Annotated in this window: 25 protein-coding genes; 12 read left to right on the top strand and 13 right to left on the bottom strand. The window is 57.8% G+C overall.

The features are described 5' to 3' along the window. Positions 1–44: 44 nt before the first annotated feature. A complete protein-coding gene (gene murJ, locus HK24_RS11265; RefSeq protein ID WP_086634546.1) occupies positions 45–1,601 on the bottom strand; it encodes a murein biosynthesis integral membrane protein MurJ in 1,557 nt (518 codons plus the stop codon). A gap of 64 nt (positions 1,602–1,665) precedes the next feature. Then, positions 1,666–1,902, bottom strand: a complete 237-nt coding sequence (locus tag HK24_RS11260; RefSeq protein ID WP_086634545.1) for a hypothetical protein — start codon at positions 1,900–1,902, stop codon at positions 1,666–1,668. Between the two features lie 105 nt (positions 1,903–2,007). On the opposite strand from HK24_RS11260, the gene HK24_RS11255 reads away from it, so the two are divergent. Further along, positions 2,008–2,463 carry a DUF4112 domain-containing protein gene (locus HK24_RS11255; protein WP_086634544.1) on the top strand — a complete coding sequence of 152 codons (456 nt, stop codon included), beginning with the start codon at positions 2,008–2,010 and terminating at the stop codon, positions 2,461–2,463. Here HK24_RS11255 and HK24_RS11250 read toward each other — a convergent pair. Then, entirely contained in the window at positions 2,404–2,898 is a 495-nt protein-coding gene (locus tag HK24_RS11250) for a glutathione peroxidase (RefSeq protein ID WP_083956279.1), read from the bottom strand. The two genes, HK24_RS11255 and HK24_RS11250, sit on opposite strands and share 60 nt — an antisense overlap. An 89-nt stretch (positions 2,899–2,987) precedes the next feature. Between HK24_RS11250 and HK24_RS11245 the strand changes: the two genes are divergently transcribed. Beyond that, positions 2,988–4,232: a NupC/NupG family nucleoside CNT transporter gene (locus tag HK24_RS11245; protein ID WP_086634543.1), complete on the top strand. Its 1,245-nt coding sequence runs from the start codon at positions 2,988–2,990 to the stop codon at positions 4,230–4,232. 8 nt (positions 4,233–4,240) lie between these two features. Here HK24_RS11245 and HK24_RS11240 read toward each other — a convergent pair whose 3' ends face one another. Genes HK24_RS11240 through tsaD form a run of 3 tightly spaced genes read right to left on the bottom strand, consistent with a single transcriptional unit; the run spans position 4,241 to position 7,140 of the window. Continuing rightward, a complete protein-coding gene (locus HK24_RS11240) occupies positions 4,241–5,218 on the bottom strand; it encodes an NAD(P)H-dependent glycerol-3-phosphate dehydrogenase (RefSeq protein ID WP_086634542.1) in 978 nt (325 codons plus the stop codon). Continuing rightward, positions 5,215–6,042, bottom strand: coding sequence for a 23S rRNA (adenine(2030)-N(6))-methyltransferase RlmJ (locus HK24_RS11235; RefSeq protein ID WP_086634541.1), 828 nt, complete (start codon positions 6,040–6,042; stop codon positions 5,215–5,217). Before HK24_RS11235 ends, HK24_RS11240 begins: the two co-directional genes overlap by 4 nt. 24 nt (positions 6,043–6,066) lie before the next feature. Further along, positions 6,067–7,140 carry a tRNA (adenosine(37)-N6)-threonylcarbamoyltransferase complex transferase subunit TsaD gene (tsaD, locus tag HK24_RS11230; protein ID WP_086634540.1) on the bottom strand — a complete coding sequence of 358 codons (1,074 nt, stop codon included), beginning with the start codon at positions 7,138–7,140 and terminating at the stop codon, positions 6,067–6,069. 58 nt (positions 7,141–7,198) lie between these two features. On the opposite strand from tsaD, the gene hemC reads away from it, so the two are divergent. Continuing rightward, positions 7,199–8,248 carry a hydroxymethylbilane synthase gene (gene hemC / locus HK24_RS11225; RefSeq protein ID WP_064273994.1) on the top strand — a complete coding sequence of 350 codons (1,050 nt, stop codon included), beginning with the start codon at positions 7,199–7,201 and terminating at the stop codon, positions 8,246–8,248. 2 nt (positions 8,249–8,250) lie between these two features. Next, complete coding sequence (locus tag HK24_RS11220) at positions 8,251–8,922, top strand: uroporphyrinogen-III synthase (RefSeq protein WP_086634539.1); 672 nt, start codon at positions 8,251–8,253, stop codon at positions 8,920–8,922. 4 nt (positions 8,923–8,926) lie between these two features. Here the strand turns inward: HK24_RS11220 and secB are convergent, their stop codons facing one another. Beyond that, on the bottom strand, positions 8,927–9,451 hold the full coding sequence (gene secB, locus HK24_RS11215; protein ID WP_046899665.1) for a protein-export chaperone SecB: 525 nt from the start codon (positions 9,449–9,451) through the stop codon (positions 8,927–8,929). A 180-nt stretch (positions 9,452–9,631) separates the two neighbouring features. Between secB and HK24_RS11210 the strand changes: the two genes are divergently transcribed. From HK24_RS11210 to HK24_RS11195, 4 genes are all read left to right on the top strand, one after another. Next, on the top strand, positions 9,632–10,387 hold the full coding sequence (locus HK24_RS11210; RefSeq protein WP_086634538.1) for a Tim44/TimA family putative adaptor protein: 756 nt from the start codon (positions 9,632–9,634) through the stop codon (positions 10,385–10,387). A gap of 16 nt (positions 10,388–10,403) precedes the next feature. Beyond that, positions 10,404–11,549 (top strand): murein transglycosylase A, encoded by a 1,146-nt coding sequence (locus tag HK24_RS11205; protein WP_086634537.1) that lies wholly within the window; start codon positions 10,404–10,406, stop codon positions 11,547–11,549. Continuing rightward, positions 11,546–12,376: a site-specific DNA-methyltransferase gene (locus HK24_RS11200; protein ID WP_046899662.1), complete on the top strand. Its 831-nt coding sequence runs from the start codon at positions 11,546–11,548 to the stop codon at positions 12,374–12,376. Before HK24_RS11205 ends, HK24_RS11200 begins: the two co-directional genes overlap by 4 nt. 96 nt (positions 12,377–12,472) lie before the next feature. Continuing rightward, positions 12,473–13,933 carry a cytochrome-c peroxidase gene (locus HK24_RS11195; protein WP_064273998.1) on the top strand — a complete coding sequence of 487 codons (1,461 nt, stop codon included), beginning with the start codon at positions 12,473–12,475 and terminating at the stop codon, positions 13,931–13,933. 60 nt (positions 13,934–13,993) lie between these two features. Here HK24_RS11195 and HK24_RS11190 read toward each other — a convergent pair whose 3' ends face one another. Beyond that, the gene (locus tag HK24_RS11190; protein ID WP_086634536.1) at positions 13,994–14,200 is read right to left on the bottom strand and encodes a hypothetical protein; all 207 of its coding nucleotides are present in this window, start codon (positions 14,198–14,200) and stop codon (positions 13,994–13,996) included. A 355-nt stretch (positions 14,201–14,555) separates the two neighbouring features. On the opposite strand from HK24_RS11190, the gene HK24_RS11185 reads away from it, so the two are divergent. After that, positions 14,556–15,089 carry a Smr/MutS family protein gene (locus tag HK24_RS11185; RefSeq protein WP_233126244.1) on the top strand — a complete coding sequence of 178 codons (534 nt, stop codon included), beginning with the start codon at positions 14,556–14,558 and terminating at the stop codon, positions 15,087–15,089. A gap of 4 nt (positions 15,090–15,093) precedes the next feature. Here HK24_RS11185 and HK24_RS11180 read toward each other — a convergent pair whose 3' ends face one another. Next, a complete protein-coding gene (locus HK24_RS11180) occupies positions 15,094–16,182 on the bottom strand; it encodes a hypothetical protein (protein ID WP_233126249.1) in 1,089 nt (362 codons plus the stop codon). Next, positions 16,182–17,099: an oxygen-dependent coproporphyrinogen oxidase gene (hemF, locus tag HK24_RS11175; RefSeq protein ID WP_086634534.1), complete on the bottom strand. Its 918-nt coding sequence runs from the start codon at positions 17,097–17,099 to the stop codon at positions 16,182–16,184. Before hemF ends, HK24_RS11180 begins: the two co-directional genes overlap by 1 nt. A 257-nt stretch (positions 17,100–17,356) precedes the next feature. Here hemF and HK24_RS11170 point away from each other — a divergent pair, with 257 nt between their 5' ends. Beyond that, a complete protein-coding gene (locus HK24_RS11170) occupies positions 17,357–18,247 on the top strand; it encodes an S-methyl-5'-thioadenosine phosphorylase (protein WP_086634533.1) in 891 nt (296 codons plus the stop codon). A 47-nt stretch (positions 18,248–18,294) separates the two neighbouring features. On the opposite strand, the gene HK24_RS11165 is transcribed toward HK24_RS11170, so the two are convergent. The 3 genes from HK24_RS11165 to HK24_RS11155 are packed head-to-tail and all read right to left on the bottom strand — an operon-like array spanning position 18,295 to position 20,146. Beyond that, positions 18,295–18,681: a DUF2934 domain-containing protein gene (locus HK24_RS11165; protein ID WP_086634532.1), complete on the bottom strand. Its 387-nt coding sequence runs from the start codon at positions 18,679–18,681 to the stop codon at positions 18,295–18,297. Positions 18,682–18,683: 2 nt separating this feature from the next. Next, positions 18,684–19,424, bottom strand: a complete 741-nt coding sequence (locus HK24_RS11160; protein WP_086634531.1) for an SDR family oxidoreductase — start codon at positions 19,422–19,424, stop codon at positions 18,684–18,686. Between the two features lie 8 nt (positions 19,425–19,432). Next, positions 19,433–20,146 (bottom strand): dienelactone hydrolase family protein, encoded by a 714-nt coding sequence (locus HK24_RS11155; protein ID WP_083956283.1) that lies wholly within the window; start codon positions 20,144–20,146, stop codon positions 19,433–19,435. A 42-nt stretch (positions 20,147–20,188) separates the two neighbouring features. On the opposite strand from HK24_RS11155, the gene HK24_RS11150 reads away from it, so the two are divergent. Both HK24_RS11150 and groES read left to right on the top strand, forming a co-directional pair. Next, positions 20,189–20,383 (top strand): DUF4169 family protein, encoded by a 195-nt coding sequence (locus HK24_RS11150; RefSeq protein WP_086634530.1) that lies wholly within the window; start codon positions 20,189–20,191, stop codon positions 20,381–20,383. 129 nt (positions 20,384–20,512) lie between these two features. Continuing rightward, positions 20,513–20,803 (top strand): co-chaperone GroES, encoded by a 291-nt coding sequence (groES, locus tag HK24_RS11145; RefSeq protein ID WP_046899653.1) that lies wholly within the window; start codon positions 20,513–20,515, stop codon positions 20,801–20,803. Positions 20,804–20,811 lie beyond the last annotated feature (8 nt).

Raw genomic sequence — 20,811 nt, 5'->3', positions numbered from 1 at the left:
ACTACCGTGTCCCTGCCGGTGTGTGAACCGGCAGGATCAGTGTCTTAGCGTGTGCGTCTTCTGGCGATGCGCGTTTGCAACGCTGCGAGCACGTCACTGAGTTTCAGAACCTTCAGGGCGTCGAGAGAAATGGCGTAGACCACGCCCCCGAACACGATCAGTGCGCCCAGCATGCTTAGGCGCCAGATTCCGTGCCAGTTCGGCAGGTCGGGAGCGGCGAACTTCTGCGCTGCGGCAACCCAGAGGGCCATCATGAGAGAGGCGCCGATTATGCGGGCTGAGCGGCTTTTTAGTCGTGGGTCAGGCTGGAAGATGCCACGGCGATGCAGCAGCACGGCCAGAATGGCAACGTTCACGACCGCTGCAATCGTGCTGGCCAATGGAGGGCCCACATGAGCCAGTGGCTTGTAGAGCAACAGATTGAGCGCCAGATTCAATCCAAGGGTAAAGAAACCAATCCGGACCGGAGTGCTGGTATCCCCTTCCGCGAAAAAGCCGGGCGAAAAGACCTTGATGAGTACAAATGCTGGAAGCCCAAGGGCGTAGGCCCGCAGGGACTGGGCGGACTTCAGTGCATCTGCGACCGTGAAGTGACCGTAGCTGAACAGGCCAGCCATGATCGAGGGAGCCAGTGCAATGAGGCCCATCGTTGCGGGAAGCGTCAAAAGCAGGGCGTAATCGAGGGCCCGGTTCAGGCTGGCATGTACGGAAGCTCGGTCGTTGTTGGCCACGTGTCGCGTGAGAAGCGGCAAGAGGGTTGTACCCGCCGCCGCACCAAGAACGCCAAGAGGGAGCTGGTTGATCCGGTCCGCGAAGTACAGAATCGACGGGGAACCAACGGGCAGTCTGGTGGCAATGATCGTGTCCACCATCAGGTTCATCTGTGTGACACCCGATCCGACGAGACCGGGTCCCATCCGGCGCATCAGACCACGGATATCTTTTGAAAAGCTGGGGCGAACGAGATGCGGAGCGACACCGGCACGATGAGCGGCCCAGTAGAGGGCACCCAGCTGGACAATGCCCGAAATAACGACACCCCATGCACTGGTCAGGGCAACACTGTGCCAGACATAGGCCCCTAGAAAGATCGCTGCGATGCCGATGATGTTGAAACTCAGATAGGCAGCGGATGCAGCGCTGAATTTCCCCAGACCATTCAGCACACCGGAAACCAGAGCCGCCGCACAGATCATGACCATGTAGGGGAAAGTGATCTGTGTCAGCGTCAGGGCCATCTCAAAACGCTCGCCTTGAAAACCGGGGGCAAGAATCGAGATGATGAGGGGCATGCACAGTTCACAGATGATCGTCAGGATCATCAGCCATGCCACCAGAGCGGACAGAGCCTGCCCCGCAAAACGCAGGGCTGCGGTGCGTCCCTCAGTCTCATACTTGGCAGTGAACATCGGCACGAAGGCTGCGTTGAACGCGCCTTCTCCGAACAGTCGCCGGAACATGTTCGGCAGGCGCAGGGACACCAGATAGGCGTCCTGTGCGGGGCCGGCTCCAAGGAAGGCAGCGAGAAGCTGGTCACGAATCAGGCCCAGAACACGCGAAAGCATGGTCCAGCTGCCAACTGTCAGGAAATTGCGAAGCATTTCCTGTCTCTAGCGTATCCCGCTGACGGGTAACATATCCTCCTGAAGCCAGAAGGAACGATTTTTAGCGAAGAACAGTCTCGCGCGCGTAAAGTTTTTCCGAAGGACGCATCATGGAAGGGCGAACGGCAGCCAGACCGATACAAAGCAGAACAATTTCCAGCGTCAGCATGACGCTCGCCCAGAAGATGCCGGGCAGGCCCAGAAAGCTCGTGACGTGATGTGCGACAGAAGGCGTGAAGGCGCCAAGGGCAGCAACCACCAGAAGCGGCAGAATGGGCCGAAGGAGAGACGCTGTCATGAGAAGTCTCCTGTCATATTCCTGTCATGAGGCTCGCGTTTTTTGATACGCTGCGTCAAGGAAAAAGAGGAAACTCTCGATCCCGTCTGCGTGTTATTTTGTATCATGGTCAAAACCGCATTTTCCTCATCTCCATCAGACACCGCAGAACTCTTACGAAGGCTGGAGCGGCTCAAGCGTCTGGCCTGGGTTCTGAACTCGGCTGTCCGAATTCCCGGGCTTCGCTTGAGAGCAGGTATTGATACGGTCTTGGGGCTCATTCCCGGAGGAGGGCTGGCTCTTGGAACGCTCCTGTCCCTCTATATTGTCTGGGAAGGCCACCGGATGGGTGTGGGAGCAGCAACCGTTCGCAAGATGCTGCTTAATGTGGGCATCGAAGGGGTAGTTGGTGTTGTTCCGCTAATGGGGGACCTGTTCGATACCGTGTTCAAAGCCGACATGCGCAATGTCCGCCTGATTGAAGAGGCGCTGTCCCGGCCGGAAACCGGGGCACCCTATAATTCAGTGATCGAGAAGAATCCGGCGGACGGCCTCTTCTACCCGTCCGGGCGTCGGTTTTGAGAGCGGTGTGAACCATCGCACGAGATGCCCTTCACGGTTCACGAGATACTTATAAAAATTCCAGCGGGGGCGGGATAAAAATCCGCCCTCTTTACCCAACCATTTGAAGAGCGGGATGGCGTCTGGCCCTTTGACATGGGCTCTGGCCGCCATAGGGAATGAGACCCCGTAATTGCGGTGGCAGAATGTCTTGATCTCTTCTGCTGAGCCCGGCTCCTGCTCGCCAAAATCATTCGAAGGTACGCCAAGAACCGTCATGCCGTCCGGGTAGTCGCGCCCATAGAGGGACCACAGATGCTGCAAGCCTTCATACTGGGGGGTAAAGCCGCATTTTGAGGCTGTGTTGACGATCAGGAGTGGCCGACCACGGAACTGGGAAAGATCAATTGTTTCCCCAGACAGCCCGGGCAGGTGGAAATCATAGGCGCAGGTCATGGTTTCTCCCCCTCATTTTCATCTACTGTAATATCATACTGCTAAAGAGGCGAGAGCAGGGCTGGACATGGCGCTGTCATGCAGACAGGTTGTGCAACCGTTCTGTTTTTGAAAGGGAGCTTGCCTTCGTGATCCTGCGCGTCCTGATCGGCATGGCCGGTCTTCTCTGTCTTGGCGCGTTATTTTCCACGAACTGGCGGGCGATCGACTGGAAACTGGTTGCGCGTGCCTTAGCCCTTCAGGTGGCTATTGCAGCCGTAATTCTCTGGATTCCTGCCGGGGCACATGGGCTCCACATGATTTCCGGGGCCGTGACGAAGGTCCTGTCTTACGGGGATCAGGGAAGTGCCTTCCTTTTCGGTGGTCTTGTAGGGCCGAAAATGGACACGGTTTTCGGGGACGGAGGATTTATCTTCGCCCTCAAGGTTCTGCCTGAAATCGTGTATGTCGCGGCGCTTCTGGGGCTGATGCAGCACTGGGGTGTGCTTCAGTTCCTGTCGCGCATCATCGGTGGCGCTCTCGCGAAAATTCTCGGCACCACGCAGCTGGAATCTTTTTCAGCCGTTCTGACCATTTTCCTTGGCCAGAGTGAAATGCCGATTGCGCTCCAGACCTGCTTGGCCGGTCTCTCTATTGGAGAGCTGGCGACGGTTCTGTGCAGCGGGACGTCATCCATCGCAGGCTCAGTTCTGGCAGGTTATGCATCGCTAGGGGTTCCGATGGAGAACCTGCTCGCTGCATCTGCAATGGCTATTCCGGGTGGCCTGCTGTTTTCACGTGTTCTGTTCCCCGGCCCGAGGCATGTCAGCACAGAGATTGCTGGGGCGGATCATGGCCATCACAGCATGTTTGAGGCCTTAGCCGAAGGTGCCATGAACGGTGCCAAAATCGCGGTTGCAGTCGGGGCAGTTCTGATTGCCTTTGTTGGCATTATTGCCCTGACAGATGGTCTTCTGGCGATGGTCGGGCTGTCTCTCGCGCAAATCCTTGGTTACGTTTTTGCGCCCTTTGCCTGGCTGATGGGCGTGCCATGGTCTGAGTGTGTAGTGGCGGGTGGATTGCTCGGCCAGAAAATCGCTTTCAATGAATTCGTCGCCTACGTGAATCTTTCTCCAATGATTCATGCGCATGTCCTTTCGCATAGAACCATTACGATCCTGTCTTTCGCACTGTGTGGATTTGCGAATATTTCCACCATTGGCATTTTGATTGGTGCGTTTGGCAGTGCGGAGCCGCGCAGGCGGACGGATGTATCGAAACTGGCGGTGCGCGCCGTGGTGGCCGGTACGCTTTCTAACGCCATGAGCGCTGTGATCGCCGGGCTGTTCGTCTGAAAAGCCGATTATTCCAGCGTCGGAGGTCGGTCCAGCAGCAGCGTTCTGGCTTCTTCCAGTGTAAGTTTTTCTGAAAGCAGATGGGTGATCGTCTCAAGGATCGGGACATGTACGCCCATCTTGTGAGCGAGCGCCACGAGCGCTGGCGCCGTCAAAACGCCCTCAGCAACCGTTGTACGGGAAGCGAGGATTTCTGACAGGGGGCGACCCTCTCCGAGCTCAATACCGAGACTGTAGTTCCGTGAGCCTCGCCCGGTACAGGTCAGGATCAGGTCTCCAACGCCAGATAGGCCCGCCAGAGTGGCAGCACGTCCGCCCAACGCTTCGGCCAGGCGCGCGATCTCTGCGACAGCCCGGGTGATAAGGGCTGCCCGGCCATTTTCGCCCAGGCCTGCTCCGATCACGATACCCGCGCCGATCGCCACAACGTTTTTTGCTGCTCCGGCAAGCTGCACACCCGCAATGTCATCACTGGCATAGAGACGAAGCGATGACGAGTTGAGGATACTGGTGAGATCTTTTGCTAGCGCCAGATCTGTGCTGGCCAATGTCGCTGCTGCCGGAAGGCCTTTTGCAATTTCAATGGCGAAGTTTGGCCCGGAGAGAACGGCAGTTGGCCGATCAGGCATCGTTTCGGCGAGTACGGTAAGTGGCAGAAGCGAGGTCGCCTGTTCCAAGCCCTTACAGCACGTCACGACCGGCACACCTGGAGCGAGAACACCTTCCAGTGCGACGGATACGGATCGGGCAGTCTGAACGGGCACAACCAGAAGCACAACGTCCGCATGTGTTGGGAAAACGCCTGTAACGGTGACCGCGTCAGGAAGCTGGATATCGGGCAAGCGAGGAAGCTCCCGGACGCCAGCAGGAACCGGAGTTCGCATCCAGAGTGTAACGCGTGCTCCAGTACGGGCCGCGGCACATGCGAGAGCCGTTCCCCAGGCGCCTGCGCCGATGACTGCGATATGGCGCCCGTTCATGTTCATTCCTCTACCAGACGTTCAATATGCACCTGCATGTCGTCTTCCGGGTCATCCGTCGCAAGCCCCTGCTTCAACGCATTCAGGACGCGCGCGGCATCTTCTTTAAATCCGAAAGGAGCATTCACGACCAGCATTCCGCATCCATTCAGGCGAGACGGGTCCAACGCCGGGCGCAGAAGAAATTCACATGCCAGAATGTCGCGAATGCCTGCATCTTTCAGGGCATTGTAAAAGGCTCGAACCGGGGTGCGGTGCTTGATGGGATACCAAACCGCGACAATGCCTGCGCGAAAGCGATTGCGGATCAGCGAGATCGCCTCAGCACATTGCGTAAAGTCGTCCAGCTTCTCAAATGGCGGATCAATCAGAACCAGACCACGCTTCAGATCTTTAGGGGGGAGAAGCGCGCGTAGAGCTTCATAACCGTTGCGATGATGAATGGAGACCTGCGGGTCATCCCGGAAAAGGCGACGTAACGGGCGAACATCTTCTGGGTGAAGTTCGCAGGCCACAAGCTGGTCCTGGGGGCGCAGCGCATGGCGAGCGAGGGCCGGTGATCCCGGATAAAGGCCAAGGTCGCGCACGGCGGACAGATAATCCTGAAGAGCGGGATCTTCCGAGTCCAGAAGTCGGCCGATCCCGCTTTTCCATTCGCCGGTTTTCTGGGCTTCTTCAGAAGACAGGTCATACTGTCCGCAGCCTGCATGTGTATCGAGAACACAAAATCCCGCAGGTTTGCGCGCGAGGGACTTCAGAAGCACCAGAAGGATCGCGTGTTTCATGCAATCCGCAAAATTTCCGGCGTGGTAGGCGTGTCTGTAGTTCACGGGAGACGGGTTCCGGCTATGGAATCAGGAAGGGCTGTGAGCGGGATGACGTTCCGCAAGAGGCCAGCGGGGGCGGGCTGCGACATCTATTTCGTTGGGATGCTCACCCGCATGGAGGCGCTCAAGGGCTGCCCAGCCGATCATGACAGCATTGTCCGTGCAAAGGCGAAGCGGAGGAGCGATAAATGGGATACCGTGGCGGTCTGCAACAGCTTCCAGCGCACCGCGAAGTGTCCGGTTCGCAGCTACGCCACCTGCGACGACGAGTGCAGTCGTGTGAGGCGCCATTGCAAGCGCATGTTCCGCACGGTCTGCCATGACATCTGCCACAGCCTGCTGGAAGGATGCGGCGACGTCGGCAGCGAACTGGCGCGGAAGAGCGCCTGATCCCAAGGGCTCGATCAGGCGGCTGACGGCTGTTTTCAGGCCGGAAAAAGAAAAGTCGCAGCCTTCACGCCCTTTAAGCGGGCGAGGAAGCGCAAAAGCATCAGCGCGGCCTTCCTGTGCCAGCTTTTCAAGAGCAGGCCCACCCGGCCAGCCAAGACCAAGCATTTTGGCAACTTTGTCGAAGGCCTCGCCGGCGGCGTCATCAATGGTGCCACCAAGACGCACGTACTGGCCTGTCTGCTCCACGGAAATGCACTGGCAGTGACCGCCTGAGACTAGCATCGTCAGAAAGGGAAACTGAAGATCAGCCTCAAGAGACGGCAGTCGAGCCGTCAGGACGTGCCCTTCAATGTGGTTGACGGCAATAAAAGGTCGGCCCAGTGCGAGAGCCAGCCCTTTTGCATAGGAACTGCCCACAATCAGCCCACCAATCAGGCCCGGGCCAGTCGTTCCTGCGAAGGTATCAATGTCCTGCAAGGTGAGGGCGGCCTTGTCGAGCACGGACTGGACAAGGGCGGGCAAGGCATCAAGATGAGCTCGTGCTGCAATTTCTGGTACGACGCCCCCAAGAATGGCGTGATCGTTCTGGGAAAGAACACCTTCGGCGAGAATGGTGCCGTCATAGGCCAGAATAGCGCAGGCGGTATCGTCGCAGGACGTTTCGATCGCCAGAAGGGGGCGGGATGCAGCAGGGTCAGACATGGCATGCATTATGACCGAGTCTCTCATATCATGACAGCCCCGCCTGAATGAGCTACAGGTGCGGTCCATGAATGCTTCCGTCCTGTCTTCCGACGCCCTTCAAAAGGTCGCGGCGGAAGCCGTCCGCCGATCTCATGCCGCCAGCCCGTCCGGCCAGCGCAAACTCCCACTCAGAGTGGGCTCGCGCGCGTCACCGCTGGCGCTGTGGCAAACGCGGACGTTTCTGACACGTCTGACCCGTTTTTGCCCGGTCCTGCGTGACATGGGAGCGTTCCAGGAACATCAGATCAGCACTGAAGGTGATCGGAACCTCAGCCAGCGTCTGGCGGAAATTGGTGGCAAGGGCCTGTTTGCCAAGGAAATCCATGAAGCTCTTGTAGCGGGCCGGATCGACTTCGCAGTTCATAGCCTCAAGGATCTCGAAACCAATCTCCCTCCCGGTCTTGTCCTGGCGTGCACGCTGAAGCGTGAAGACGCTCGGGATGCCATTATCCTGCGTGACCGGTCCACCAAAGTTGACCCGGCTGATCCGTATGCGTCCTTGCCAGAGGGTGCCTTGATCGGTTGTGCGTCCGTCCGTCGACAGGCGCAGATGCTGAGCCGTCGCCCGGATCTCCGGTTTGGGCTGCTGCGTGGCAATGTTCAGACGCGTCTCGACAAGTTGCAGGCGGGGGCGTGTGATGCCACGCTTCTGGCGCTTGCTGGACTACGGCGTCTCGGGATGGAAGACCGTGTCGATATCGTTCTTGAGCCGGACCAGATGCTTCCAGCCGCAGGGCAGGGTATCGTCGGTGTAACGGTACGCGAGAGTGACACGGAGCTGCGTGAGCTTCTGTCTGCCATCGAAGACCCGGAAGCCCGGGCCGTTTCAACTGCGGAGCGTGCTCTGCTGGCCGAGCTTGACGGGTCCTGCCGAACGCCAATTGGCGGATATGCCAGAATTGAGGCTGGCGTACTGAAGCTGACAGGTATGGTTGCGAGCGAAGACGGAACGTTCCTGATCCGCCGTGAAATCACTGGTGCGCCACTTGAGGCCGCCCGGATGGGAACGGAACTGGCAGACGAGCTGCGCCGCAATACGCCTGCTGCAATTTTTGCCGAGATGACACGCGCCTGATCATGGCGCGGCGCGCTGTTCTGGTCACGCGTCCCGAGCCGGGTCTGGCTTCTACCTCCGAGGCCCTTCAGCTTCAGGGATGGAAGGCGATTGCCTGCCCGATGCTGGAAATTCAGACCTACGAACCTATAGCCGTGACTGACTGCGCGGCTGTAGCTTTGACAAGCGCCAATGCGCTGGCCGCTCTTAAAAATTGGCCGCGAGACCGTTTGATGGTCACGGTAGGAGCAAAAACGGCTGAACATGCTCGCGCCATGGGCTTTTCCAATGTTCATGCCGCAGATGGCGACGCTGAAGCTCTGCTGGAGTTCTGCCGTCGTCACAACCTGGCGGGACAGTCCCTCATGCTGGCATGTGGCAAGGGTTATGGCCTCGATCTGGCCGCAGCGTTGAGGGCCAGGCGCATCGACGCATACGCAGTGACGAAGAGGCAAGCTCTTACGGATGCTGCGCGAGACGCTTTGTTGAGCGACCGTGTCGAAGGGGTTGTTCTTTATTCCGGAAAAACGGCTGAAGCCTTCATGGAGGCTTTGGGAGCGCCGGAGCGAAATGCTCTGTCCGGTGTGAGGGCGCTCTGCCTGTCAGAGGCCATCGCTACACGCCTGACCGAAAAGGACTGGCGTGCAGTGGAGTGGCCCGATCCGCTGGAACGGCTCGGGCCTTTCGTCGCCTGAAGGATCAGGCTTCGCCAGCTGGCTCAGGGAACTGCTGGGCGCGCTTGGCCTGCCACAGAGCAACGAAGTCGATCGGCTGCAGAACCACCGGCGGGAAGCCACCGTCACGGGTGACGTCGCTGATGATGGAACGCACATACGGGAAGATCAGGCGCGGCACTTCAACCAGCAGGATCGGCTCGACGAGTTCCTGCGGAGCGTTGCCGAGAGTTACGATGGCAGCATAGGTCAGCTCGGCAATGAAAACCGTGCGGCCAGCCTTGCCACCTTCTTCTGCTGCGGGTTCAGCAGCTTCGGCGCGGACGGCCAGGGCAACCTCATAAACCGGCTGCTCTTCTTCCAGGCGATTTGCCTGAACATCAATGTTCACGGAGATCTGCGGTGCAGCGCGCAGGGTTGCGAAAATGGAAGCGCCAGCCGGGACTTCAAAGGACAGGTCCTTCGTGTACTGCAGATTGACGGCAAGCGGCATCTGCGGCGGAGCGCCTTCCATGTTCTGTGCAGTGTTGTCGGTGGTATTCTCGGACATGTACGGTCTCCGGATCCGCGAGGCGGATAGCGATGGAACGATTGCGATACAGTGGCGGTAGCATGATGTGTCATGCGCGCCAAGACGGGGTTCCTGCATGCGGAAGGTTGAGATTGGTCCGCTGTCGCCCTATCTGTAAGACAACGGAAATTCCAACGATCTGTGTGAAACATAATCTTCATGTCTTCTGACGACATTCATCTTCCCTCCGCTCTGATGGGCCATTCCGGTCACGCGTTCCCATGGGACATCGTGGTGCTGGCAATTCTGGCGATTGCCTTGGGCTTTCGCCTGTACCGCGTGCTGGGGCGTCGCATTGGCATGCAGGGTGTGCGTCAGGAGCGTCCGCCGGTTTTCGCTGCTGGTGGGCAGGCTTCCGCGCGTCCGACGCCTCCACCGCTGCCTGGTACAAGCCAGCGGGGTGAGGAAACGGTCGTGGCGCAGGTCGAATACGACATTCCCGCTCCGGCAACCCGGGTGGGCAGCGTACTGGGTCGTATGACCCAGCTTGATGCGGGTTTTACGCCTCAGGCTTTTCTTAAGGATGCTGAAAACACGTTCCGCCAGATTGTTCCGGCTTTCGCTGCGGGGGACCGCGCGGCTCTGTCAGGTCTGATGACACAGGAGACGGAAGACGCCTTTCTTTCCGCGATCAACGCGCGCGCCGAAGCAGGCGAAACACAGCGCAGCGATCTGCGCGGTATCGAAAGCATGGCCATTCTGGATGCGATGCTTCCCACCAACGATGCGGCTGCCCAGATTGGTCGAATCGAAGTTCGGATTGTGTCTCGTCAGGTTAATATGCTGACGGATCGCAACGGAGACCCTGTACAGGGCACGGATGCCGTGACGGAATTCCATGATCTATGGCTGTTTGAACGTCAGTTTGGGACGTCGGACGCGCGGTGGCGTCTTGCGGCATCGCGCCCAGCCTGAAAATAGTTCGTCCATTATGAAAAAGCTGCTGAGTCTGGCTGCCCTGACCATGTTGGCCGGGTGCACCACGTCGAATGAACCGTCATCTTCTGTTTCATTGACGCCTGTAGGCTTCGATGCACTCGCGGGGTGGGATCGGGAGGATTTCGCTTCGCTCCTGCCCGTTCTGCGGCAGGAGTGCCATCGGTTGACGCAATTGCCGCCTGAAACGCCTCTCGGGGGAGCAGACATCCTTCCGTATGGCCGTCAGGTTGGAGACTGGTCTGGTGCTTGCGCCGGACTGGAGAGTGCTGCGGATGCCAAATCTTACCTGCAGACATGGTTCCAGCCTTACGAGACCGATACCAAAGCGTTTTATACTGGGTATTTTGAACCTCAGATTGAGGCATCTCTGACGCGCGAGGGGCCATACCAGACGCCTCTGTATGGGCGTCCGACAGATATGGTTCGTGCCAAAGCAACCAACGGTCAGATGGTCACGGGACGTTGGGAGAACGGTCAGTTCAAACCATATTACGATCGTGCTCAGATTGACGGTGGTGCCCTGGCGGGGCGCGGGTTGGAAATTGCATGGCTGAAAAGTCCTGTGGACCTGTTTTTTCTGCAAATTCAGGGTTCCGGTCGTCTGATCCTGCCAGACGGATCACAGATCCGGGCTGGTTATGACGGCAAGAATGGCCAGCCTTATGTCCCGCTTGGCCGTGTGCTGGTTCAGGATAACGAGCTGGCTCCCTCTGCTGTCAGTATGGAAAGCATCCGTGCATGGCTGGAGGCGCATCCGGATCGCATGATGGCGATGATGGAGCGTAACCCGAATTACGTTTTCTTCCGCAAAGATACGGGAAGTCTGGCACAGGGCGCGACAGGAGCATTCGGTGTGCCACTGACCGCTGGGCGGTCCGTTGCGATTGACCGATCGATCGTGCCGTTTGCGACCCCGCTCTGGGTTGAGACAAAGCTTCCGGATGCAAAGGGCCAGCCAGCGCCTTGGCAGCACCTCGTGTTCGCTCAGGATATCGGAACCGATATCAAGGGGGCGGGACGTGCCGATCTGTTCACCGGATGGGGTGCTTTTGCCCAGTATGTTGCCGGCAATCTGCATGAAAATGGCCGAATGGTCATTCTGTTGCCGCGTCCTCCAGTGGATTCGTCCACTCCATGATCCGGAGCCGCCGGGAAACACTCGGCGCCCATACGCTGATCCGGGGAGACTGCACCACAGTTCTGCGGCGCATGTCGTCGCAGACGGTGGATGTCGTGGTGACGTCTCCGCCCTATAATCTTGGGATCGAATATCGCACCTATCAGGACCAATTGCCGGAAGATGCCTATCTGGACTGGATGGAAGACGTCTGTGCCAGTGTGAAACGGATCATGAAGGACGATGGATCGTTCTTTCTGAATATCGCTGGATCATCTTCACAGCCCTGGCTGCCGTTCGAACTGATGTCCCGGTTGCGGAAGCTTTTTGTGCTTCAGAACCATATCACCTGGATCAAGTCGATTTCGGTGGGTGAAATTACCTATGGGCATTTCAAGCCGCTGAATTCACCCCGCTTTGTTAACCGTAATCACGAGCATATTTTTCATCTGACGAAAAAGGGGGACGTCAAAGTTGCCCGGTTGGATGCTGGCGTTCCATTTACGGACAAGAGCAATATCTCGCGCCGACAGCATGAGATGGATCGTCGATGCCGTGGAGACACATGGTTCATTCCTTATGAGACCGTGCGAAGCCGAAAAGAAAAATTCAGCCATCCGGGGACGTTTCCAATCGCGTTGCCGGAAGCCTGTCTGCGGTTGCATGGCGCCAAGCCGGGCGGGGTCCTGCTGGACCCGTTTATGGGGGTGGGGACCAGCCTGATTGCGGCGGAACGCAAGGGGTTGTCCGGCATTGGCGTGGAAAAAGACACACGCTACGTCAACATTGCCCGTAAGCGCCTCAGGGCTGCGATTGGGACCCGGGAGGAAGACTGGGAAGACGAATGATCGGTCAGACCTGTAGGTCTGACAGGATCAATCGTTTTGACTTCTTGTGTTACAATCTCCAAACCTCACATTCTCGTGACAGTGAGGAGATTTGCGGTGCGTCGCAGCACAATTACCAAAGGAATTGCCGGTCTGGTGGCACTGGGCGTTGTCGCCTGGGGCGGAACAGTCACCTATCTTGAGCATTTCGATCATGCTGGTGCGCCGCAGCTTCCCGCGAGCAGCCCCACACGGCATGACCCTATCGCCATGACAGCGTTTGCAGCGTTTCAGGAAGTCCGTTGTGACTACTGCCACACGCGCAACGCCGATCTGCCATTCTACTTCAAACTCCCGCTCGCCAATCAGATTATGAGCCGTGATCTGGAGCAGGGGCAGCGTCATTTTGAGTTTGCGCCGATCATTGAAGCGTTCCAGCAGGGCAAGCCCCCATCGGTTGAACAGCTTTCCCGTATTGAGGAAGTGATTGTTCAGAACCGTATGCCGCCTGCGGCTTACCTGACGATGCATCCCCATGCTCATCTGGATGAGAAACAGCGTGCGGACATTCTGAAGTGGGTACGTGATCAGCGTGAGCGCTATTATGCCAGCTCTGACGTGGCGCCAGAATTCCGTGGCGAAGTTCTTCAGCCGATCCCGGAAACAATTGCCGTAGACTGGAAAAAGGCTGAACTGGGCCGGACCCTGTTCTTCGACAAGCAGCTTTCAGGCAATGGCCAGCTCAATTGTGCGAGCTGCCATGGTTTGAACAAGGGCGGTGTGGATAATCAGACCACGGCGACCGGCATTAATGGTCAGACCGGCCCGATTAACGTACCGACGGTTTACAATTCCGTCTTCAATATCGGTCAGTTCTGGAACGGTCGTGCCAAGGATCTGGCTGAGCAGGCTGCAGGCCCAGTGATGAACCCGCTGGAAATGGGATCTCATGATTGGGCATCCGTTGCCGATCGTGTGCGTGCTGAGCCTGGATATGCTGATCAGTTCACGGCCATCTATGGTTCGGACGATATCACCAAGAACACGGTGACGGACGCGATCGCCGAATATGAAAAAACACTGATCACCCCAGACAGCCGCTTCGACCTGTACCTGAAGGGCAAGGCAGACGCGATTACGGCTCAGGAAAAGCGTGGCTATGAACGCTTCAAGGCAATTGGCTGCTCGGGCTGCCATAGCGGTGTTGCGGTCGGTGGAGACGCTTACGAAATTCTGGGTCTGGAAGGGCCGTATTTCGAGGATCGTCACACCAAGCTGACGGCTGTGGATGATGGCCGCTTTGCCTTCACGAACAATCCGTCTGATCGTGAGCGCTTCAAGGTCCCCAACCTGCGGAACGTGGAGCTGACAGGCCCGTGGTTCCATGACGGATCAGCAAAGACGCTGGACGCTGCGGTTCGTGCCATGGCCCGTTATGAGACGCCCGATCATGACATCACAGAACAGGATGTTACGGACATTGTGGCCTTCCTGAAAACTCTGACAGGAAAGTATCAGGGCATTCCGCTCAAGGATGTTCCGGCAGATGCTCCGCTTCGGGGCGCGCAAGCCAACTAAATGTTCCAATGACGTCAGAGAGCGGCTTCGAAGAAATTCGGGGCCGTTTCTGATTCTGGATTATTCTTCCTGTAATTTGCGATCTGCCGCCTGATCAATTTCATTTCTTTCCTCCGGCGTCAGAAGACCGCGTTCAAGCTCCTGCGTTGCGCGCGCTTTCGCATTTCGGGCCCGGGCCTTTGTGTCGACGGGGTAGGCCCTTTTTTCCGGAAGGCCGAAGTCATCGTCGGGTAGGCTGTCTCGCTCTTCTTTGGTCAATTTGCTCACGGTCTGTCTCCTATATGAGAAGACTTGGGAACGCTGCCGACGGTTCTACAAGGCGCCGCTCGGACAAAAAAAATGGTCTCTTCCCGAATTGATCGTGCGCCAGAAATGTTCGGATCTCTTGAGGGAGCAGTGCCATCGTGGCCAGTCATCGAGTTGTAGGACCGAACGTTCTGAAGAAGAGCCTGATGCCAAAATTGCGAGAGGCCTGAAATTACGTCTTTTCCATTGTTCGATCAGCATGGAAACAGTTACACGCAGTGCAGGTTATTTGCGGGATGCAAGACTGAATCAGGTCAGGTGGGGTTCTTTGGTGGCAAAACGGGTTCTGAAAGAGGAGGAGGAAAGCCTGTGGCGCATGGTTGTGCGCGACATCGTGCCGCTACACCCTTCCAGACCCAAATCCAAACCCGTCCCGCCACCCACGCCAAAAGTCGAAGCGGTAAAGCCTGCTCGGGTTCCGCTTGTTCCGTCTCCACCCGCTGAGCAGGACCTGTCATTCCGCGCTCTTTTGGCGCGTCCAGTTTTTCGTCGACCCAGACCGCAGGATCTGCGGGTCGGTGTTCGATCACCTGGTCTGGATGATACGAGCTGGAAGCGCCTCTCCCGCGGGGAGCTCAAGGTCGATGCGAAGCTGGATCTGCATGGATATATTGTGCAGGACGCTTTTGAGCGCCTGCTTGACTTCATGCATCGCGCCAAAGCACGAAACTGGCGGTGCGTTGAAGTCGTGACAGGGCTGGGGAGTGGCGCCACGAGCGGACTGATCCGTCGGGAGCTGCCACTCTGGCTTCAGAGAGCGGACATCCGACCCATGGTGCTGGCCGTTGTCCACCCTCATGCTGCCAACCATGGCTCCGTCCGAATTTTGCTGCGGACGAAGCGCCGGTAAAAGGTCAGAGCGGTCGCGTTTCCTGGCCGATACGCCAGCGCGGTGTATTCATGGCAATCCAGCGTCTAAGGGCAAGAATTGCGCCAATATCAGGCGTTGCCCGGGACAGGAATGGCGCTGCATTGTCGCCTGCAGCCAGCATGAAATGATGTTTTTCTGCCCAGTGGCGCACGGTTGGATCTACCGCTGCGTCCCAGCAGGCCTGCTTCCAGCTCTTGACCATATCTGGTGGAGTGAGCATCGGGAGTGCCACCGTCAGAGCTGTATAGGTACTTGCGGAGACTGCTTGCCAGGCTCTGTATAGTGCTCCTTCAGGCGGACGGCGGCGAGCCTCCTGATAGGCCTCCAGAAAATTCGGGATTGTATCTGAGCCTGTGTCTGACAGGTCGCCTGTATGATAGAGCGGCGCTGTACCGGGCGGCAACTTGGCGAGAATAGTCTCTACCGGCACATCCAGCGTGTAAGGGAGCAGCTGAACGGCATCGACCTGATTGTTCGCAAGTGCTTCCAGTGCGTCTTCCGTTCGACTGAACCCAGACACCGGAATAGGACGCAGGCCAAGGAGCGTCAGGCCAAGAAGGGCGTCAAGTTCCGTTCCCGTTGGGCGAGAAACAGCCAGTCGAACTGGATGATCGTGAAAGAAACCCTTGAGGCGGCTTCGGAGCGTCTTGTGCAGTTCTGCACGCGCAATGACGACAGTTGTCGTGTGAGCCGTCAGAAGGGGAATCCACCGTGCAAAATCATAGTGGACGCGAGAGTCACCGGTTAGTGAAGCCAGCAGGACGCTTCCCGGCGCAATAAGGGCCGTGCTTCCGTCCGGGGCGCTGTTAGCGTCAAAAAGATTGGCAGCACGTACGCCGTCCTGACCGATATCCGGAGTGATCTCCAGGGGCGCGTCCAGTCCCAGCGTGCGGGAGATAACGCCTGCCGCAAGTTCCCCGAACTGCCCCTGGATGGACGCCAGTGTTCCACCAAGGAGCAGATGTGCGTCAGGCATGTCCGCAGCACGGGCCTGCAGAGAGGGCATGGCGCTTCCGGCACCGAGCACGGCCAGCCCTTTCAGGCAGTCACGGCGGGTCGGGGAACGGAGCATCACGGCCAGCGAACTTCTGGAGGCATGCTCATCAGGATCGATTCGGTGTTGCCGCCTGTCTTCAGGCCAAACAGCGTTCCACGATCGTGAAGCAGATTGAATTCAACGTATCGTCCGCGGCGGATCAGCTGAGCGTCGCGGTCGGCGTCCGTCCACGGATTAAACATGCGACGTCTGACAACTGCGGGGTAGGCGTCATGGAAGGCCATGCCGACATCTTTCGTGAAGGCGAAGTCACCTTCAAGGCTCCCAGTGGAGAACTGATCGTAAAAGATGCCGCCAAGACCACGCGGCTCGTCGCGGTGATGCAGATGGAAGTAACGGTCACACCATTCCTTGAAGCGTGGATAGTGCTCCGGATCATGCTTGTTACAGGCGGCTTCAAACATCTTGTGGAAGTAGTCGGCGTCACTGCGGGCCTCGGCACTGTCCGGGAACATTGGCGTAATATCGCCACCGCCACCGAACCAGCCCTTGGTCGTAATAATCATGCGCGTATTGAAATGCGCGGCGCTGACATGCGGATTGCAGGGATGAGCGACAAGGGACACGCCTGTTGCAAAGAAGCGTGGATCTTCCGATGCGCCGGGAATGTTTTTGCGAAATTCGGGAGAAAATTCGCCCCAGACAGTAGAAACGTTCACGCCAACCTTCTCAAAGACGCGACCGCGCATCACGGACATCACGCCACCGCCGCCATCCGGGCGATCCCAGGCCGTGCGAACGAAGCGTCCCGGTTGTGTGCGATCTCGCAGGACCTGAGAATTGCCTTCGGCGGCTTCGTCTTCAAGTTTCTCGTAAGACGCGCAAATCCGGTCCCGGAGAGATTCAAACCAGGCCTTCGCCTCACGCTTCAACGTGTCATGAGGCACATCCGGGCGAACGAGTTCAGCAAAAACGGGGCTGATCTGGTCCATTTTTCTCTCCCCTACCATCCTAAGGACGAATTCTTGTTACGCGGAGTGTCCTAGCAAATTGCGCTCAAGACGAACAGTTGGCTGGCTGCATGTCTGCTGTCGCTCTGTGGCGCGATGATGGCAGAGAGCATCTTGCCGCTTCGTAAATGCCTGCGTGATTTTTTTTGGACATGGATCAGCGGAGGCTTGCGCCAATCTTCCGTCTCGTGTTCCTGAACGGTCCTCAAACATGTTCATCAGGGGCGGACTGAACAACCATGTCTTCGGAAACAGAAATTCAGCCGGTTATCGGCGTTATCGGTGGCTCCGGCCTCTATGATATTGACGGTCTGGAAAACAAGGAATGGCGTCGGGTTGAAACGCCGTGGGGCGAAACCTCTGACGAGCTCCTTTTCGGAACGTTTGAAGGCATCAAGTGCGTCTTCCTGCCCCGTCATGGTCGTGGCCATCCCATTCCGCCCTCACGCCTGAATTTCCGCGCGAATATCGATGCTCTCAAGCGCTCAGGCGTGACGGATATTCTGTCTCTTTCAGCTGTGGGCTCTTTAAAGGAAGAACTGCCGCCCGGCCGTTTCGTGCTTGTCGATCAGTTCATTGATCGCAGCTTCGCGCGCGAAAAGAGCTTCTTTGAGACGGGATGTGTGGCGCATGTTGGCATGGCGGACCCGGTGTCTGCTCGTCTGCTGGATGCGCTGGAAGCGGAATCCCGTAAGCTCGATATTCCGGTGACGCGCGGTGGAACCTATATCGTTATGGAAGGGCCGCAGTTTTCGACGCGTGCCGAGAGCGAGCTCTACCGGTCATGGGGTTGTTCGGTTGTTGGCATGACCAACATGCCGGAAGCCAAGCTCGCCCGTGAAGCCGAGATGACCTACGCCACGGTGGCCATGGTCACGGATTATGACTGCTGGCACACCGAGCATGACAGCGTGACGGTTGAAGGCGTGGTGAAGGTCATGAAGGGGAATGCGGATAATGCCCGCCGTCTCGTGAAGGCTGTGATCCCGGTTCTGGGTCAGAAGCGCCCTCTGGACCTTTCCGCCGAGCGTGCGCTCGACTTTGCGATTATCACCGCACCCGAGAAGCGCGATCCGGCTCTTGTCGCCAAGCTGGATGCCGTCGCAGGTCGCGTTCTGAACAAAGCCTGAAATGGCTTGCCGCCCGCGTAAAAACGGGCGGCAGAAGGGAAGGGCAATCAGTGCCTTTCCTGCTTCTCGTCGATTTGAGCGTAGCCCGGCTGACCGGCGTCGGTGCTGGGATCATCCAGCAGCTCGCGTTCTTCTTTTCGATCCGCGACGGGAAAATGGCGGTGATCGCCCTGGTCCGTGCTGCGCTCTGGGAATTCCCCAAGATTCTCCTGTAAGCGGGGATCTTCGATCTGAACATCTGCCAACTCTGGCGGTGGGAGATCCTCAACAGGCGTGCCCTCGGGAACGCCCTTGATGGAAATCAGGTCCGTCGCTTTGTCCAGATAGGCTTCAGGGCCGCCGTCCGGCTTTCCATCGGCTTCCCAAAGTAACTTGGCCTCGCGGCGGATTGCTGCGTCACGTTTTGGATCTGCTTCGAGTGGGTTGTTGCTCATGATCAGAACTCCTGAAGGGTTGGGCGCAGGACAATCTCGTTGATGTCCACGTCGTCAGGTTGTGAGATGGCGAAAGCGATGGCCCTCGCCACGGATTCCGCCGGAATTGCAATCTTGTAGAACGCTTCAACATGCTGACGACTTTCACTGTCGCCGCTGCCCGTTTTGAGTTCGCTTTCCACTGCGCCCGGCTCGATGGATGTAACGCGAAACGCGTTGCCAGCCTCCTGCCGGAGGCCATCGCTAATGGCCCGCACGGCAAACTTCGTTCCTGAATAGACGCTGCCTCCAGGGGCGAAGACCTTGATCCCGGCAACCGAGGACAGGTTGATGACATGTCCCGATTTCTGACGCTCAAAGATCGGTAGTGCTGCGGCGATGCCGTACAGAACGCCTTTGATGTTGATGTCGATCATCCGGTCCCACTCGTCGACCATCAGTCGTTTCATGGGGGCAATCGCCATCAGCCCGGCATTGTTCACGAGGACATCAAGACGTCCGAAGTCCTGCTCAACGGCTTTTACAACGTCCGCAACGTTCTGGCGGTTCGTGACATCCAGTGTGTAGGCCCGTGCAGTCTGGCCCAGTGCTTCGAGTTCGGAGACAATTTCGTCCAGTCGGTCCCGACGTCTGGCGGCGATAGCAACGTAAGCCCCTCGTGCTGCGAGATAACGCGCGGTTGCTTCACCGAGGCCGCTGCTGCCACCTGTGATGAGGACAATTTTTCCTGCAAGGCCTTCCATGTCAGGCCTCACGCACGCTTGATGTGGTGCTTCAGAAACGCGACGCTCCGGCTCCAGGCCAGATCACGGGCGTCCTGATTGAAGCTGGAACGTTCTGGGCATCCGAAGCCATGTCCAGCCTGATCGTAAAGGAAGACCTCGACTTCCGGCCGGCTTGCGCGAATTTTCTGAACGTCACCTGGCGGAATAGACGCATCTTCTCCGCCGAAATGGAGCTGCGTCGGGCAGTGCGGCGCTGTGTCACAATGGTTGGCAATACCGCCACCATACCATCCCACGGCGGCATTAAAGTGGTGCGTGCGTGTTGCCGCAAGCCAGGCGATGAGGCCGCCCCAGCAGAAGCCGATAATCCCGACTGGGCGGTGACCATCATCCTGTCTCAGTTTTTGGGCGCAGGCTTCCAGATCCTGCTGGATCAGATCTGGCGAAATACCACTTCGAAATTCCAGCCCTTCTTTCAGGCCAGCCTCGTTGTAAGCCAGGACCGTATGGGGTTTGACGCGGTCAAAGAGGGCAGGGGCGAGAACATGGAAGCCCTGCTGAGCCAGATCAGAGCAGACGTCCCTGATGTGCCCGGTCAGGCCAAAAATTTCCTGCACGACGACAATGGAGCGTGTGGACTCGGGGGAGCCCGTCTCCCATGCCTCGAATTCGTGGCCGTCTGCCGCTGTGAGGCGGATCATGTGGCCCTCGGTCTTTTCTTGGGAATGCTTGTGGTCCATTGATTTCTGTCCAGTCTCTGTAACGCCGGAAAGGCAGATGCCATGAGCGACGTCATCAATCTCCGTCGGGAACGCAAACGCCGCAAGTCCGTAGAGGATGCGAAGGAAGCTGAGACCAATCGTCGTCTTCATGGCAGGACGAAAGGTCAGAAAATGGCGGATATGCTGGAGAAAAGGCGTTCCGAGGCCCTGTTGGACGGAAAGAAAATTTTTTCTGCCGAGGGCGATGGTTCTTGACGAAAACGGGTGGCGGCACTACCTCTCTTGGCACTCTCGATATGGGAGTGCCAACTGCGCTGCAGTAATTGAGCGCGTAACCCGGCCGCGTCGCTTTGTAGAAGGGCACGGCCTAAAATGGAGCGATCCATGACGACATTTCGTCCCCTGCATGACCGCGTTGTAGTCCGTCGCCTGACCGGTGAAGAAAAGACCGCTGGCGGCATCATCATACCTGACACCGCCAAGGACAAGCCGACCGAAGGCGAGATCGTTTCCGTAGGCCCGGGCGCCCGGAACGAGCAGGGCCAGATCGTGGCTCTCGACGTCAAGGCAGGCGACAAGGTGCTGTTCGGCAAGTGGTCCGGCACCGAGGTGAAGATCAACGGTGAAGAACTGCTGATCATGAAAGAGAGCGACATCATGGGTGTGATCGGCTGAAAAGCCGT

This window comes from Gluconobacter sp. DsW_058, from assembly GCF_002153615.1.
Taxonomy (GTDB): domain Bacteria; phylum Pseudomonadota; class Alphaproteobacteria; order Acetobacterales; family Acetobacteraceae; genus Gluconobacter; species Gluconobacter cerinus.
Note: the sequence above shows the minus strand (reverse complement) of the source record. Positions and strands in the feature narration are given on the sequence as shown.

Excerpts from the sequence above, each read along its gene's own strand:
- murJ (WP_086634546.1), bottom strand. The coding sequence starts at position 1,601 with ATGCTTCGCAATTTCCTGACAGTTGGCAGCTGGACCATGCTTTCGCGT.
- HK24_RS11260 (WP_086634545.1), bottom strand. The coding sequence starts at position 1,902 with ATGACAGCGTCTCTCCTTCGGCCCATTCTGCCGCTTCTGGTGGTTGCT.
- HK24_RS11255 (WP_086634544.1), top strand. The coding sequence starts at position 2,008 with ATGGTCAAAACCGCATTTTCCTCATCTCCATCAGACACCGCAGAACTC.
- HK24_RS11250 (WP_083956279.1), bottom strand. The coding sequence starts at position 2,898 with ATGACCTGCGCCTATGATTTCCACCTGCCCGGGCTGTCTGGGGAAACA.
- HK24_RS11240 (WP_086634542.1), bottom strand. The coding sequence starts at position 5,218 with ATGAACATGAACGGGCGCCATATCGCAGTCATCGGCGCAGGCGCCTGG.
- tsaD (WP_086634540.1), bottom strand. The coding sequence starts at position 7,140 with ATGCATGCCATGTCTGACCCTGCTGCATCCCGCCCCCTTCTGGCGATC.
- hemC (WP_064273994.1), top strand. The coding sequence starts at position 7,199 with ATGAATGCTTCCGTCCTGTCTTCCGACGCCCTTCAAAAGGTCGCGGCG.
- HK24_RS11220 (WP_086634539.1), top strand. The coding sequence starts at position 8,251 with ATGGCGCGGCGCGCTGTTCTGGTCACGCGTCCCGAGCCGGGTCTGGCT.
- secB (WP_046899665.1), bottom strand. The coding sequence starts at position 9,451 with ATGTCCGAGAATACCACCGACAACACTGCACAGAACATGGAAGGCGCT.
- HK24_RS11210 (WP_086634538.1), top strand. The coding sequence starts at position 9,632 with ATGTCTTCTGACGACATTCATCTTCCCTCCGCTCTGATGGGCCATTCC.
- HK24_RS11205 (WP_086634537.1), top strand. The coding sequence starts at position 10,404 with ATGAAAAAGCTGCTGAGTCTGGCTGCCCTGACCATGTTGGCCGGGTGC.
- HK24_RS11200 (WP_046899662.1), top strand. The coding sequence starts at position 11,546 with ATGATCCGGAGCCGCCGGGAAACACTCGGCGCCCATACGCTGATCCGG.
- HK24_RS11185 (WP_233126244.1), top strand. The coding sequence starts at position 14,556 with ATGGTTGTGCGCGACATCGTGCCGCTACACCCTTCCAGACCCAAATCC.
- HK24_RS11180 (WP_233126249.1), bottom strand. The coding sequence starts at position 16,182 with ATGCTCCGTTCCCCGACCCGCCGTGACTGCCTGAAAGGGCTGGCCGTG.
- hemF (WP_086634534.1), bottom strand. The coding sequence starts at position 17,099 with ATGGACCAGATCAGCCCCGTTTTTGCTGAACTCGTTCGCCCGGATGTG.
- HK24_RS11170 (WP_086634533.1), top strand. The coding sequence starts at position 17,357 with ATGTCTTCGGAAACAGAAATTCAGCCGGTTATCGGCGTTATCGGTGGC.
- HK24_RS11165 (WP_086634532.1), bottom strand. The coding sequence starts at position 18,681 with ATGAGCAACAACCCACTCGAAGCAGATCCAAAACGTGACGCAGCAATC.
- HK24_RS11160 (WP_086634531.1), bottom strand. The coding sequence starts at position 19,424 with ATGGAAGGCCTTGCAGGAAAAATTGTCCTCATCACAGGTGGCAGCAGC.
- HK24_RS11155 (WP_083956283.1), bottom strand. The coding sequence starts at position 20,146 with ATGGACCACAAGCATTCCCAAGAAAAGACCGAGGGCCACATGATCCGC.
- HK24_RS11150 (WP_086634530.1), top strand. The coding sequence starts at position 20,189 with ATGAGCGACGTCATCAATCTCCGTCGGGAACGCAAACGCCGCAAGTCC.
- groES (WP_046899653.1), top strand. The coding sequence starts at position 20,513 with ATGACGACATTTCGTCCCCTGCATGACCGCGTTGTAGTCCGTCGCCTG.